The sequence below is a fragment of the Syntrophomonas sp. UBA1041 genome (assembly GCF_002316705.1).
Lineage (GTDB): Bacteria > Bacillota > Syntrophomonadia > Syntrophomonadales > Syntrophomonadaceae > DTU019.
Window position 1 is genome coordinate 141,789 of sequence record NZ_DCEA01000017.1, and the last position, 15,087, is coordinate 156,875.

The 15,087-nt window shown below is 51.1% G+C and carries 13 protein-coding genes; 10 read left to right on the plus strand and 3 right to left on the minus strand.

Going from position 1 to position 15,087, the window contains the following annotated elements; all coding sequences use genetic code 11:
* Nucleotides 1–10 precede the first annotated feature (10 nt).
* The 9 genes from B2633_RS04250 to B2633_RS04290 all read left to right on the plus strand — a co-directional run bounded on the left by B2633_RS04250 (nt 11) and on the right by B2633_RS04290 (nt 9,574).
* Nucleotides 11–1,075, plus strand: coding sequence for a hydrogenase small subunit (locus tag B2633_RS04250; RefSeq protein WP_483169364.1), 1,065 nt, complete (start codon nt 11–13; stop codon nt 1,073–1,075).
* Nucleotides 1,075–2,523, plus strand: a complete 1,449-nt coding sequence (locus tag B2633_RS04255) for a nickel-dependent hydrogenase large subunit (protein WP_483169365.1) — start codon at nt 1,075–1,077, stop codon at nt 2,521–2,523. Before B2633_RS04250 ends, B2633_RS04255 begins: the two co-directional genes overlap by 1 nt.
* 13 nt (nt 2,524–2,536) lie before the next feature.
* A complete protein-coding gene (gene cybH / locus B2633_RS04260; RefSeq protein ID WP_483169366.1) occupies nt 2,537–3,187 on the plus strand; it encodes a Ni/Fe-hydrogenase, b-type cytochrome subunit in 651 nt (216 codons plus the stop codon).
* 11 nt (nt 3,188–3,198) lie between these two features.
* Nucleotides 3,199–3,663, plus strand: a complete 465-nt coding sequence (locus tag B2633_RS04265; RefSeq protein WP_483169368.1) for a hydrogenase maturation protease — start codon at nt 3,199–3,201, stop codon at nt 3,661–3,663.
* 132 nt (nt 3,664–3,795) lie between these two features.
* A complete protein-coding gene (hypF, locus tag B2633_RS04270) occupies nt 3,796–6,069 on the plus strand; it encodes a carbamoyltransferase HypF (protein WP_483169370.1) in 2,274 nt (757 codons plus the stop codon).
* Nucleotides 6,069–6,302 carry a HypC/HybG/HupF family hydrogenase formation chaperone gene (locus tag B2633_RS04275; RefSeq protein WP_483169371.1) on the plus strand — a complete coding sequence of 78 codons (234 nt, stop codon included), beginning with the start codon at nt 6,069–6,071 and terminating at the stop codon, nt 6,300–6,302. The genes hypF and B2633_RS04275 overlap by 1 nt, the downstream gene beginning before the upstream one ends.
* Entirely contained in the window at nt 6,292–7,371 is a 1,080-nt protein-coding gene (hypD, locus tag B2633_RS04280; protein WP_483169373.1) for a hydrogenase formation protein HypD, read from the plus strand. Before B2633_RS04275 ends, hypD begins: the two co-directional genes overlap by 11 nt.
* A 1-nt stretch (nt 7,372) precedes the next feature.
* Entirely contained in the window at nt 7,373–8,383 is a 1,011-nt protein-coding gene (gene hypE, locus B2633_RS04285) for a hydrogenase expression/formation protein HypE (RefSeq protein ID WP_483169375.1), read from the plus strand.
* Nucleotides 8,384–8,512: 129 nt separating this feature from the next.
* Entirely contained in the window at nt 8,513–9,574 is a 1,062-nt protein-coding gene (locus B2633_RS04290) for an acyltransferase (protein WP_483169376.1), read from the plus strand.
* A gap of 100 nt (nt 9,575–9,674) precedes the next feature.
* Here B2633_RS04290 and B2633_RS04295 read toward each other — a convergent pair whose 3' ends face one another.
* The 3 genes from B2633_RS04295 to mnmA all read right to left on the minus strand — a co-directional run bounded on the left by B2633_RS04295 (nt 9,675) and on the right by mnmA (nt 13,701).
* The gene (locus tag B2633_RS04295; protein ID WP_483169377.1) at nt 9,675–12,044 is read right to left on the minus strand and encodes a heavy metal translocating P-type ATPase; all 2,370 of its coding nucleotides are present in this window, start codon (nt 12,042–12,044) and stop codon (nt 9,675–9,677) included.
* 47 nt (nt 12,045–12,091) lie between these two features.
* Nucleotides 12,092–12,493, minus strand: coding sequence for an ArsR/SmtB family transcription factor (locus B2633_RS04300; protein WP_483169378.1), 402 nt, complete (start codon nt 12,491–12,493; stop codon nt 12,092–12,094).
* A 134-nt stretch (nt 12,494–12,627) separates the two neighbouring features.
* Nucleotides 12,628–13,701: a tRNA 2-thiouridine(34) synthase MnmA gene (gene mnmA, locus B2633_RS04305; protein WP_483169379.1), complete on the minus strand. Its 1,074-nt coding sequence runs from the start codon at nt 13,699–13,701 to the stop codon at nt 12,628–12,630.
* Nucleotides 13,702–14,097: 396 nt separating this feature from the next.
* On the opposite strand from mnmA, the gene nadA reads away from it, so the two are divergent.
* The gene (gene nadA / locus B2633_RS04310) at nt 14,098–15,027 is read left to right on the plus strand and encodes a quinolinate synthase NadA (protein ID WP_483169380.1); all 930 of its coding nucleotides are present in this window, start codon (nt 14,098–14,100) and stop codon (nt 15,025–15,027) included.
* The last annotated feature ends 60 nt before the right edge of the window (nt 15,028–15,087 follow it).

A 15,087-nucleotide genomic window follows, 5' to 3' on the forward strand; every position in this document is an offset into this window, starting at 1 on the left:
GAATAGGTAAATGCCTACCAAACTAAGCAGACGTGATTTTATACGTCTTTGTGCCGGAAGTGCGGCAGCGATATCAATGACGCCATTGCTGGCACCACTACTTACCGAGGCGGCTGAAGCAGGTGCGCCCCCGGTAATCTGGCTGCAAGGGGCCGGCTGTACCGGATGCTCAGTATCTTTACTCAACACCGTACATCCTGACATACAAAAGGTTTTATTAGAGGTTATCAGCTTACGTTATCATCCCAATATATCCGGGGCCGCTGGGGATTTGGCCATGGAGGAAGGGATCTTTAAAGTCGCCGAAGAGTACAAGGGGAAATTCTATCTGGTAGTTGAAGGGGCGGTCCCCACTGGTGCAAACGGAAAATTCTGTATGGTTGGGGAAAGAGACGGGCACCACATTACTTTCGTAGACCTGGTAAAAGAAGTGGGCAGCAAAGCCGCAGCCATTTTGAACTTCGGAACCTGTTCAGCATACGGCGGAATTCCAGCTACTCCGCCCAATCCTACCGGCTGTAAATCGGTTCCCGATATTGTGAAAAACGTTCCTTATATAAATGTACCCGGTTGTCCTCCGCATCCCGATTGGATGGTGGGTACTATTGCCCATGTATTGCTATACAATGATATACCTGAGCTGGATCGCTTTGGCAGGCCGACCATGTTCTTTAAGGATATCATTCATGACAATTGCCCCAGAAGGCAATATTTCGACAACGCCATATTTGCCAAGAACTTGAGTGAACCGGGATGTCTTCTGGAAGTAGGATGCAAAGGTCCTATCGCTCACTGTGACTCTACCACCCGCCTGTGGAATGGCGGTACAAACTGGTGTATCAAATCAGGTGCACCCTGCCTGGCTTGCACCGAACCACAATTTCCCGGCTGGCCGGTATATGCGCGTGTGCCTGAGATGCCTATCGCTCCTGGTATTACCGCTACCACTGATCAGATCGGGATTGTGCTGGGGGCAGCTACCGCAGTCGGCATTGGCGGACATTTAGCCGGCAATATCGCCACCGGGCGTATTGGCCCTAAAAAGCACAGTGATGAGAAGGATGGTGACAACTAATGGCGCAGAAAATCATAATAGATCCCGTAACTCGTATAGAAGGACATCTGAAGGTGGAAGTAGAGGTTGAAAACGGGGCAGTCATAGACGCCCGCACCAGTGGCACTCTTTTCCGGGGACTGGAACTGATCATGCGCGGCCGGGATCCCCGGGATGCTCAGCAGATTATGCAGCGCATTTGCGGGGTATGTCCTACCGCTCATGCCACCGCCGGCACCCTGGCTCTGGATGATGCTTTTGGTATCCAACCGCCTCCAAACGGAAGGATTATACGCAATCTGATCTTCGGAGCCAATTATATACAATCCCACATTCTGCATTTTTTCCATCTGGCGGCTCTGGACTATGTCAAGGCCCCGGAAGGGGTTATGCCGTTGAATCCTCAATACGCCGGGGATTACAGGCTGCCTGCCGACATCAACGCTCAGGCGGTGAATAACTACCTGAAAGCCCTGGAAATGCGCCGCAAAGCCCAGGAGATGCTGGCCATCTGGGGCGGCAAAATGCCGCATGTTCAGGCCATCGTTCCCGGCGGGGTTACCGAACTGCCTGACACTCAAAAAATTTATGAATTCCTGGTGCGCCTGGAAGAACTGACTGATTTTATAAACAATGTATATGTTCCTACCGTGAAGGCGGTGGCGGGAGTATATTCAGATTGGTTCGATATCGGGCGCGGCTGCATGAATATGCTGGCTTACGGCGGATTCCCTCTCGAAGAAGGGGAGGACCATATTAAAAAACAGAAATTCTTCCCCAGCGGGGTGTATGTACGCGGACAGTACAAAGAACTCGATCCTTCGTTGATAACAGAAGAAGTCAAATACTCCTGGTATAAGGATGACACCGGCGGCAACAGTCCGGATATGGCAGTAGTCGAACCCGATGCGGATAAGACAAACGCTTATTCCTGGCTGAAAGCCCCGCGCTACAACGGAGAACCCATGGAAGTAGGGCCTCTGGCCCGCCAGTGGGTGCTCAAGCAAAAAGACCTGGTGGAAATGGGTCCCAATAAGGCTTTTTCCGTTATGGGACGTCACTTTGCCAGGGCGGTGGAGACCTCAGCCATGGCGGCTGCCATGAAAGAATGGGCATTGCAATTGAAGCCGGGCGAACCGGTAGCTGCTCCGCACAAGATACCTGCAGACGCACTGGGTATGGGCCTCACTGAAGGTTCCCGCGGAGCCCTGGGACACTGGCATAAAATCGAGCATGAACGCACCAAGGTATTGAACGCCGTGGTTCCTACTACATGGAACGCCGGTCCCAGGGATGTAAACAATGTGGCCGGGCCGATGGAGCAGGCTATTATGGGGGCGCCTTTGGCAGATCCGGCCAATCCCATTGAAGTGGTTCGAATCATCAGATCAATGGACCCCTGTCTCGGGTGCGCCATCCATGTTATGACTCCGGACAAGAAACAGATCAGCCAGTTCATCGTAAACTAGGGGGTGTTGATAAATGAAAAAAATGGAAAACCGGCACTCCATAGCTATTCGATTGTTTCACTGGAGTAATATGATCAGTATTACCCTGCTGATTCTGACCGGGTTCTATATTCATGCGCCCAACAGCTTCAGGTGGCTGTTTTCAAACATGGATACCCCCCGTATGCTCCATTTTGCCATGGCCTATGTCCTGCTGTTTGGGGTGATCGGACGGGTGTATTATGCCATCGTGGCCAAAGACGCTCATAATATCGTATTCCGGCCTATTAAAGACACCCTCAATTTCCCCAGCATGATCAAGTATTATCTATTTATGGCAGACAGCCATCCCTATTACGGGAAGTATAATCCCGGCCAGAAGATGATGTATACCGGCTGGCTGTTTATGGCACTGGTGCAGATTATAACCGGTTTTGTGCTCTACGCTCCCAATGCCTTCCCGGCTTTGGCTGGTTGGATGGGAGGGCTATTAGCCGTCCGCATTATTCACTATGTGGTCAACTGGTTATTCGTATTGTCGGTTGTAGTCCACGTTTATCTGGATGTATCAGAAGGCATCCCGGTGCTTATGTCCATGTTTACCGGAAAGATTCCGGCAGGAGCCCATGGGGCCCCCGGTGAATCCCATACTGCAGACAGCGATGGCCGCAGTCTGGGTGCCTAAGGAGGCTTGCCTTGAAGCTTATCGTGGCTGGAATCGGAAATGTATTGATGAAGGATGACGGCCTGGGTGTTTATGTGATTCAGAAGTTGTCTGAACGCCCCTGGCCGGAACAGGTTGAACTGGTAGACGCAGGCATCGCCAGTTTCGAAATCTTGGATGTATTCTGCAGCGCAGATCACATCATTGTAGTAGATACCATGACTGCCGGAGGAGAGCCCGGTACCATATACCGGGCCCCTCTGGAAGAATTGGGGCTGATAAGCAATCCTGCAGTGACCTCATTGCACGAGTTGCATTTCACCGAAGCCATCAAGATGGTTAACCTGATGGGGTACCACCCTCAGGTAATCGTCTTCGGGGTTGAACCATACCAGGTCGAACTGGGCATGGAATTGAGCCCGGTAATCGCGGAGAAAATACCCCGGTTATTGGAATTGGTTGAAGCGGAGATTCATCATATTATAGACAGTAAGTAGATAGTCGCTTGCTTCAAGCATGCTAACGGCTTTGGGGCAGAAATTCCGGTCTTTCCGCCATTGCGAGGCTGTTTAAACCACTGCTTCTCACGATTATTGTCCCGATATCCGCCAACGCGGTGGGGGTAGTATATGACTCAACATATAAGCAGTAAACGTTTTACTATTAAAGGAATCGTCCAGGGGGTGGGATTTCGGCCTCACGTATACCGCCTGGCGGTGGGATTGGGACTTAAAGGCTGGGTCTTGAATTCGTCCAGCGGGGTGTTCATAGAAGTTGAAGGGCTAACCTCAAGAGTAGATGAGTTTATCCGCACCCTGCTGGAACAGCCTCCTCCTCTGGCGGTAATCAGGAGCTGCCAGGAAGAAGAGCTTCCTATACAGAATTTTGCGGATTTCGTAATTTTGGAGAGTGTCAAGCAAGAAACCCGTGAGGTTATGGTATCCCCGGATATCGCCATATGCGGCGACTGCCGCAGGGAAGTCCTTGATCCTGGTGACCGGCGCTATCGCTATCCCTTCATAAACTGCACCAATTGCGGACCGCGTTTTACCATCATTAAGGATGTGCCCTATGACCGGGCCAAGACTACCATGGCAGAGTTTCCCATGTGTCCTGAGTGTGAGGCCGAGTATAGGAATCCACTCGACCGGCGTTTTCATGCCCAGCCCAACGCCTGCCCGATCTGCGGCCCCGGGGTATGCTTGACGGATAAGGATGGTAAGGCAAATCATGCCAGTGTTATCGATGTATTAAAATCAGGGGCTATAGTAGCGGTTAAGGGCCTGGGAGCGTTTCATCTGGCGGTGGATGCCAGCAACCGCAACGCAGTACGCCAACTGCGGCAGCGCAAACTGCGGGATGCCAAACCATTTGCGGTGATGGCCAGAGACCTTACAGCGGCCAGGAAATATTGCCTTATTTCCGAACCGGAAGAGGCTTGGCTGGCTTCAAGACAGGCCCCCATCGTAGTGATGAAGAGCCTGAACAATCCTGTGATTCCAGGAGACCTCTTGCACCCCGGCCTCAATACTCTGGGGGTGATGCTGCCATATACCGCCCTCCACTATCTGCTGTTTGATGAAGAATTGGACCTGCTGGTAATGACCAGCGCCAATGTCAGCGATGAGCCGATTATCACCGACAATTATCAGGCATTGAAAAAGCTGTACAGCCTGGCCGACTATTTTTTTATTCACAACCGGCAGATCTTCAATCCCTGTGATGATTCGGTGCTAAGCTGTACAGCCTTAAAAACCACCAACATCATCCGCCGCGCCCGGGGATTCGTGCCCCAGGGCATCAAGCTTCCCCGGATGAACGGACATAAATCCGTATTGGCCGTAGGGGGGGAGATGAAGAACACCTTTTGTCTGACTCGCGGTGATGAGGCATTTTTAAGTCAGCACTGGGGGGATTTGAATCATTACCACAACTATATCAATTTTCTTGCCGGCATTGACCGTTTCCAAAAAATGTTGGCGGTGGAACCCAACATCATAGCACATGACATGCATCCCGATTATCAGTCAACCCGTTGGGCTAAAGAGCAGGGCCTTTTACCACGGGTTGCAGTTCAACACCACCACGCCCACATGGCCGCCGCCATGGCTGAAAACGGCCTGCAGGGCAAAGCCATCGGGCTGATATGCGACGGTACCGGATGGGGAACAGACGGAAACATATGGGGCGGAGAGGTATTGACCGGAGACTATCGCAGTTTCGACCGGGTGGCCCACCTCAACTACCTACCGCTGCCGGGCGGCGACTTAACCGCCAAGAAACCCTATCGTATGGCTTTTATCTATCTATATGAACTGTTGGGAGAAAGAGCAATACGGTACGCCCAGCGCTGGCTGCCGGATATGAGCCGGGAGGAAGCAGATATTATTATCAACCGCCTTGATCGCGGCGAGTCCCTCTTGACCTCATCCTGCGGCAGGCTTTTCGATGCGGTCAGCGCAATATTGGGGGTTTGTCAGATTAACCGCTATGAAGGTCAGGCCGCAATGGAACTGGAAGCCATGGCGCGGCATGGTGCTGCGGGCAGTTACCCGGTTCGGGTTCATAGCGGGCCTCAAGGCCTGATAATGGATGCAAATCCGCTATGGCTGAGCATAATTCATGAGCTGGAAAAGGGTATTACGCCGGAGATTATTGCGGCTCGCTTTCATCGCGGCCTGGCCGCTTTATTCACCGAGACTATCCGGCTGGTACGAGAACGGAGCGGTATCGATCAAGTGGTTATGAGCGGGGGGGTTTTTTATAACCAAATACTTTCTGAACTCATGATGGAATCTTTAAATAGAATGAATATGAAAGTTTATGTACATCGTCAAGTCCCGGCCGGAGACGGAGGCATTGCTCTGGGACAGGCGGTAATAGCAAGCGAGGTGACAGACTGATGTGCCTGGGAGTACCTGGAAAGATTGTATCCAAGGACAACTACACGGCCACCGCTGATATTAATGGCAATCAGGTGGTAGTGAGCATCGCCATGACCCCTGATGTTGTTCCGGGTCAGTATGTATTGATCCATGCCGGCTTTGCCATGCAAATCATAGATGAGAATGAAGCCGAGGAGACTATGGGATGGCTCTTGGAATTGCGGAAACTGGGAGAAGCTTATGAAAACTGATAACGCCTATAATAACCGCCTGTTGCAGGAAATACGCAGCTTCGCTAAACCGGCCGCCCTCATGGAGGTGTGCGGAACCCATACCATGGCTATCGCCCGCGCCGGCATGCGTGATCTGCTGCCCGAGAATATCCGACTGTTATCGGGGCCGGGATGCCCGGTCTGCGTGACTTCACAGAGCGATATCGATAGGGTGATTCAACTGGCCAGAAATCCGGAAGTTACACTATTAACCTTCGGGGATATGATGAGGGTTCCGGGAAGCGAGACCTCCCTGCAGGAGTGCCGCAGCCGGGGCGCGGATGTCCGGGTGGTGTATTCCCCCCTGGACGCCCTGCAACTGGCCAGGGAGAATCCTCAACGAGAGATGGTTTTTCTGGGTATCGGTTTCGAGACCACCGCACCGACGGTGGCACATACCATTGTTGAGGCCCAGAGGCTCAAGGTAAACAATTTTTCTGTATTGTCGCTGCATAAAATCGTACCTCCGGCTTTAGAAGTAATATTCTCCGATGCCCAGATGCAATTGGACGGACTGATATGCCCGGGCCATGTGTCGCTGGTTATCGGCCTTGGTCCTTATGATGAACTGGTGAGTAAATACCACAAGCCCTGTGTGATCACCGGCTTCGGGGATGAAGACATCCTGGAAGGCATCTACATGTTGATGCGGCAGATTATAAGCGGTCAGGCCAGAGCGGAAATTCAATATAGACGAGTGGTAAAACCCAATGGCAATCCCATTGCCCAAAAACTACTGTCCAGGGTATTTCAGCCGGTAACTGCGCGTTGGAGGGGCTTGGGGGCCATTCCCGGCAGCGGTCTGACCATACGCGACAGCTATGCGCATTTCGATGCCTGCCGCCGCTTCAGCATCCCGGAAATAGAAGAAAAAACCATCAAAGGATGTGCCTGCGGCGGCATCTTGACCGGCAAAATCTCCCCAGCGCAATGCGCCCTGTTTGGCAAAACCTGTACCCCGCTGAATCCGGTGGGCCCGTGTATGGTGTCGCAGGAAGGGGCTTGTGCGGCGCATTATCGTTACGCTCCTATGAAAGGAAGAGAATAAATTGAAAGATGAACGTGTCCTGCTGGCCCACGGCAGCGGAGGTTTGTTGAGTCACCGCCTGGTAGAGGAGATTTTCAAACAAAACTGGAGCAATCCATATCTGGATGACATGTTAGACGGCGCCACAATACAACTGCCATTGAGCAGGATTGCGGTCTCGACAGATTCTTTCGTCATCACCCCGGTATTTTTCCCGGGAGGAGATATTGGCAAGTTAGCGGTGTGCGGAACCGTAAATGATCTGGTGGCCTGCGGAGCCCGCCCCCTGTACCTGACCGCGGCCTTTATCATCGAAGAAGGTTTTTCCATCCGGCAGCTGAAACAGATAGCCGCTTCAATGGCGGAAACTGCCCGCCTGGCCGGGGTGCAGCTGGTGAGCGGCGATACCAAAGTGGTGGAAAAGGGCAGCGCTGACCAGGTTTTCATCAATACTACCGGTATTGGCGTACTGGAATCGGAAACACCGCTTCATCCCCGTCGTATACAGTCCGGAGACCAGATCATCGTAACCGGACAGGTGGGGGATCACGGACTGGCTATATTGGCCCAGCGTGAAGGGCTGGCCTTTTCCACTCCAGCGGTAAGTGACTGTGCCGCTCTTTACCGCATCAACAGCCTGACTTCCATGTTCCCCGGGCAGATCCGCTGTATGCGCGATCCTACCCGCGGAGGGTTGGCCACTGTACTTAACGAGATCGCGGATCAAGCCCAGATGGGAATCGTAGTTGAAGAAAGACGTATTCCGGTTTCGCCGGTGGTGCGGGGGGCATGTGATATGCTGGGGATGGATCCCCTGTATATGGCTAATGAAGGGAAAATGGTCATTTTTGCCGGACCGGAACAAATACAGGATATGGTGAGGGAACTCCGGCAGATCCCTGAGACCAGTGGAGCTGAGATCATTGGAGAGGTGAAAGGCAATCATCCCGGTATGGTGTTGTTGGAGACAGAACTGGGGGCCAAACGCATTCTAAGTGCGCTGGAAGGGGAGCATGTGCCCCGTATATGTTAAGAGAATCGCCTGCAGTCTTGCCGGAATTCCCACGCGATTGATTAATAATGCTTTACCCTGCCGTCTGGAGGATGAAAACCCCTGGCGGCAGTGCTACAATAGAGGCAGTGTTTGATAAGGCGGGGCAATATGCAGGGACGGTTGTATGTATTCGATATCTTAAGGGTCCTGGCCACACTGGCGGTCATCGGCATACATGTAACAGCTGATTATGCCGGAGCATCCCGGTGGGGTTTGTTTTCTAATCAGGTGGTGCGCTTTGCGGTGCCCATGTTCATTATTATATCAGGCTATCTGCTGTATTTTCAGGATATGATCTCGGCTCGCAGGGAGCCGGTGGTCCTTTTCTACCGCAAGCGCTTCGGCAAAATCCTGTGGCCTTATGTGTTATGGACCTTGTTTTACTCCCTGGTGACTCAATATATGCTTCATACCTGGCCCGATGGGCTGCTCCTTTTAACGGCAGTGGGAAAGCATCTCCTGTGGGGCACCGGTGCATACCACCTTTATTTCATGGTCATCATCATACAGTGCTACCTGTTATACCCTCTGCTCAAGGCCTGGATGCAAAAACACCCTTCAAGCTTTTTGATTTCACTTCTGGCACTGTGTCTGTTCTGTCAGATGATCTTATATATGAACACCATAGGCAGGCATGCTCTGCCCAGTGTCGCCTATCCCCAGATATATCTGGTGGCCTTCCCCATATGGATCGGCTATTTTGGCCTGGGAATGTACATGGCTCGATTCAAAGCCCGGATAGAACCCACCCTGGCTTCAGGTTGGCTCAGCTGGGCAATGCTATGGACAGCCAGCCTGGCCGTATTATTGTGGGACAGCCATGTCACCGAAAGTTATGCCTCCTCTGGAAAGCCCACCATCATGATCTATGCCATCATGTCCTTCCTGTTCTTTTATAGCCTGACCTTGAAATACGGCCTTGAGGGACTGCCATTCACTGACTGGTTTTCCCGGCAGAGCTTCCTGATCTATCTCTCCCACCCCGTAGTCTTGCTTTTCTTACAGCGTATAGTCCATAAATTGGGCATCCCTGGCGCCTGGGAAGGAGCGGGGGGTATGATCACGCTATATTTGCTGACTGTAGCTATAACGGCGGCCGCCGTTTACTGTGTGCGAAATGCCCCCTTGCTGTGGCTTTTGGGCGGGCAGAGCGGCAAACCCCGTCATTAAAATATCCGGCCATTGAATCAGCCCGCAGCAAAGGCCCGCTCCAACCTATTTCAAACGGAACGGAGCGGGCCTTATTAACCTGCAATGCCAAAGCGTCATTTTATTTGGCCTGTTTCACTCCCAAAAGCCTCATCCCGTTAAGGGTGACCAAGAGAGAACTGCCCATATCACCAACTACCGCCAGCCAGAGGGTCAGCCATCCGGGAATAACCAGCAAAAGAATCAACCCCTTGATCAAAAGGGCGAAAGCGATGTTTTGCTTAATGATGTTCAAGGTCTGGCGGCTCAGTTTTATGGCATAGGATAATTTGGTCAAATCATCCGCCATCAAGGCGATGTCCGCCGTCTCCAGAGCGGTGTCGGTTCCTGCTACCCCCATGGCTATGCCAACGGTTGAAATGGCCATGGCCGGGGCGTCATTCACCCCGTCTCCCACCATGGCAACCTTGCCGCATTTGGACAAAAGTTCCTTCATGGCATCCACTTTGTCCCCCGGAAGCAGGTCGGCCCGGTATTCATTTACTCCGGCCTGAGATGCTATGGCCCCGGCGGTTATCTCATTGTCTCCGGTAAGCATCACGGTTTTCTTAATGCCCAGTTTTTTCAGCTGCTGAATAGCTTGACGGCTGTTGTCCCTGAGAATATCAGCCACGGCGATAAGCCCCAGGATCTTGCCGCCTTGCCCCAGTACCATGACGGTTTTGCCCTGATTCTGCAAAGCTGCGATCTTTTCTTCCACCTGATGGATTTCGGCATAATTATCTCTGAAGAATTTCACATTACCTATCTGATACGGTACGCCATCAACCTGGCCTGTAGCCCCCATTCCCCAAACCGCTTCGAAGCTGCTTACCACAGGAATGTCCAGCTCTTTTTGGCGGGCATATTTAAGTATGGCCTCCCCCAAAGGGTGCTCTGATCTGGATTCAATGGCTGCCGATATTGACAGCACTTCATCCTCCGTAATGCCATTGATGGTTATCACATCGGTCACCTGAGGTTTCCCCCGGGTCAGGGTGCCGGTCTTGTCGAAGGCGATTACTGAGAGCGCGCCGGCCTCTTCCAGATAGAGACCACCCTTGACCAGAACCCCATTCCGAGCCGCACTGCCTATTGCTGCCACAATGGATACCGGGGTGGATATGACCAGTGCACAGGGGCAGGCTACCAAGAGCATGGCCATAGCCTCATAAAACCATTTCTGAAAAGGCTGGCCCATAAAGAGAGTAGGGACAGCTACCACCAGAGCTGCCCCGATGATAACCAGAGGGGTATAATACTTGGCAAATCTCTCTACGAACTGCTGAGAAGGGGCTCGTTGTCCCTGAGCATCTTCCACCATGGTAATTATCCTGGCTATGGTGTTGTCTTTAGCCAGGCGAGTAACCTCGATCTGCAGAGAACCACGCTCATTAATGGTGCCGGCATAGACCTCACTGCCCACGGTTTTTTCGACCGGCACCGACTCGCCGGTTATAGAAGCCTGGTTTACCGAGGAAAAGCCATCTACAACCTTTCCGTCCATAGCAATCCTTTCTCCCGGTCTGACAATGATGATATCGCCGATGACAATATCGTCAACCGGTAAAGTCATCTCCTCACCATTGCGGGCAACCAGAGCCTGGTTGGGGGTGAGATCCATTAAAGTGCGGATTGAATTGCGGGTCCTGTCAAGGGTGTAGCCCTGCAGGGCATTTCCCAGGGAGAAAAGGAAGACCACTGCTACGGCCTCCTCGAATTCTCCAATGGCCGCAGCTCCAATGACAGCTATTGACATAAGAATATTCATATCCAGTTCCCGGGCATTAATTAAGACCGCTATGCCATTTTTTGCTGGGAGAAATCCGCCCAGCACGATTCCGGCTATGAACAGGCCGGTAGGTATCAGTCCAGGCATCCCCATTTTTTCAGCAATAATCCCCATTGCCAGCATGAACATAGAAATGCCTGTGGGTACAACATACTGATTACGCTTCCAATAAGGATGCTCTTTCCTGGGTTGCAAAGGCTGATCAATCTCTCCCTCATATCCCATATTCCTGATTGTGTCTATTATTTCTTGGACTGGACTCTGATGGGTGACGGTAAGTTTGGAGGCACCAAAATTAACATTTACCTTTTGAACTCCCGGGAGTGAACTGATATGCCTTTCCAATTTAGCTGCACAGTCGGCACAATCCATACCGGCAATGCACAGTGTGGTAGAACGGTTGTCCCCACCATCCCCGGCTTCCCATTGTGCATCATAACCCAGGGTCTGAACCTTTTCTAATATCTCTTCAATCCCGGTTTGTGCAGCGTCAAAAGCAACATTCAGTTTTCCCAAGGGGAAGGCCAGTGTAGCTCGTGATACACCCGGTATCATTTTGACGGCCTTTTCGACCTTAGCCGCACAATCAGGGCAATCCAGGCCTTTTATATACAAGCTGCAAGCGATATCCAGATCTTTTATCTCAATGGCTTCACCCATAAATAACACTTCCTTTATTATGAAAAGTTAAGGTATAAGTATTGCAATTACTTTATGAAATCAAGAAATTGGGCCGCCCAGGCTTCATCATGACTGGCGTGTTCCAGGCCCTGTTTGAAAAGGGTCTTAACATGATCATCAGCTAGGGAGTAATAAAGTATTTTGCCGTCACGGCGAAACTTCACCAGTTTGTTGGTGCGCAGTATTCTCAACTGATGGGAGACAGAAGATTCGGATGCCCTGATTACCGCGGCCAGGTCGCAAACGCACAGTTCCCGGTGCATTAAGGCAAACAACATCTTTACCCGGGTGCTGTCAGCCAGGGTCTTAAATATGTCAGCCAGGGACTGGGCCACATCATCGCTTATCATGACCTGCCTTACAGCGGAAACGGCTTCTTCATGTATACACGTGACTTCGCAGCGATCAAAACGATCAAAATCTGCCATCTTTATCCCTCCCAATAATTATACATATGAACAACTGTTCATATGTATAATTATAATCCTAACCCCATCGATTGCAAAGAAAAATATTCACTTCGAGTCACTTATTAAAGGACCCTATCGGCAGCTCTATTCAACTATAGGGGAGCTACGATAATACCCCCGCCAATGACTTCATTTTTCTGGTAAAACACCGCTGCCTGACCCGGGGTTATGGCCCGCTGAGGCTGTTCGAATTTGATCTCCACCTGGTCTGGTCTCAATGGGTTAAGCAGTGCGGGGACGGCCGGAGCGGAATACCTGATCTTGACATCTACCGCCAGGGCATCTCGGGGTGCTTCCCCAGAAATATAGGTGACCTGATCAGCCCGCAAGCCGCTTTTGAACAATTCCTGATTCTTGCCTACAGTGACCGTATTGCTCTCGGGTTGGAGGCCTGTCACAAAGGCCGGATAGCTCAGGGCTAAGCCCAGCCCCTTGCGCTGACCGATGGTATAACGGTATATACCGGAGTGCGTGCCCAGCCTGGCGCCGCTATTATCGACGATAGGGCCGCAGCCGGGCTTGTGATTCAAATACTGTTCAACAAAATCAGCATATGAACCCTTTTCTACAAAACATATCTCCTGGCTGTCTGCTTTATCAGCCACTATAAGACCAGCCTCCCGTGCTAAAGTCCTAACCTCGTCTTTATTTAAATGACCCAGGGGAAAAAGCGTAGTTTTCAATTGTTCCTGAGTAAGGCTGTAAAGTGCGTAGCTCTGGTCTTTCTTTTTATCCCCGGCCGTAAACAGGCGGTGTTTTTGACTCTCTGCATCATATATATTCTGCGCATAATGACCGGTTGCGATGAAATCAGCCCCCACACCCAAGGCTTTCCTGCGGAAAGTATCAAATTTTATATAGCGGTTGCAGTCGATGCAGGGGTTGGGGGTTCTGCCCGCCAGGTATTCCCGGCAGAAAGTGTCCACCACCCGGGATGTAAACTCGGCGCGGAAATTCATCACATAATGAGGTATATCCAGTTTCCATGCTACCTTGCGGGCGTCACTGATCGCATCGAGGCCGCAGCAGGTTTTATGCCGGTCTTTTTCCGCCGGCCAGATCTGCATGGTGATGCCGGTCACCTCGAATCCCTGCTTTTTGAGCAAAAGGGCCGCGACTGAACTGTCCACTCCACCGCTCATGGCCACAAAAACCTTTGTTGACAAAGACTCATTCCTTTCTTTGATAGCTTGACAGCTTGACAACACGGATAGTACTATGTTTTAAGCCTGTGATGTTTCCTGTCACTATTATTATCTGTTATGGTTGACGGCAAACATCCTCATTAACGGCTTGATTCCTGCTAATCTATATACTATCATCTTTATAGGAATTATAGTGTAAACTTGATTATATTTAATGCTCAAGGGCTGCCTTTGGCCGCGCAGGTTATAAGCAGATACATTCAATTTGGCTGCCTGCGGCCGGATGCGGCGTTGTGTGATCGTCAGAAGATATTGTCTATAGGACAAAATATATAGGGGTTTATCGATTTTGCCCGGATGGAATATTTAAATGTCTGCATACATCCGGAAAGAGTCTTTTAGAAGGGCGGGACATAAATGAATAAGACAGAAAAACAGCAATTAAAAGAAGAGATTCTTAGAAAAAAACAGGAAAAGTCCATATATATAATCGCGCATTACTATCAGCGCTCGGAGGTACAGGAAATCGCGGATTTTGTAGGTGATTCATATGCTATGGCCCTGGCTGCCCGCGATTCTGAAAGCGAAATCATACTGGTGGCAGGAGTGGACTTTATGGCCGAAACCGCAGCCATCCTTTGCCCGGATAAGATTATTTTGTCGCCTGAACCCGCGGCCACCTGTCCGATGGCCAACAGTATATCGGCTGAGCACATTCGAACCTACCGGGAACTGCATCCGGACACCCTGGTGGTAACTTATGTCAATACCCCGGCAGAGGTAAAAGCGGTCAGCGATGTTTGTGTGACCTCTTCCAATGCCGAAAAGATTATCAGCCGCCTGCCGGAAGATAAAAAAATCTACTTCGTGCCCGACCAGAACCTGGCCAGGAACATTGCCCGGGGACTGGACCGCGAAATAACGGCTTATGATTCTGCTTGCCCGATCCACGCGGTGGTTACCAAAGATGAGATTATAAAGCTCAAAGCTGAACACCCCGAAGCCCTGGTACTGGTGCACCCGGAGTGCGACCCGGAAGTGGTTCAGTTGGCCGATTATGCGGGCAGCACCGCCGGCATACTGAACAAAGTGGTTAAGTCTGATGAAAAGATATTTATCATCGGCACAGAGTCGGGCATCTTTCATGCCATTCAGAAGCAGTGCCCGGAAAAGCAGTTGATTCTGGCCTCTAAAGAATTAATTTGTCCCAATATGAAGAGCATTACCTTGAGCAAGATCAAGTATTCAATCGACGACCTGGAGACCCCGATAACCGTGCCAGGCAACATTGCACGGCAGGCTGCAGTTGCTCTGGAAAAGATGATTGAACTTGCGTCTGAAAAATAACGAATCACTCATCAGCGTCAAATGGTTTATGGAATAGGGGCTAACAAGCCCCTATTCTTT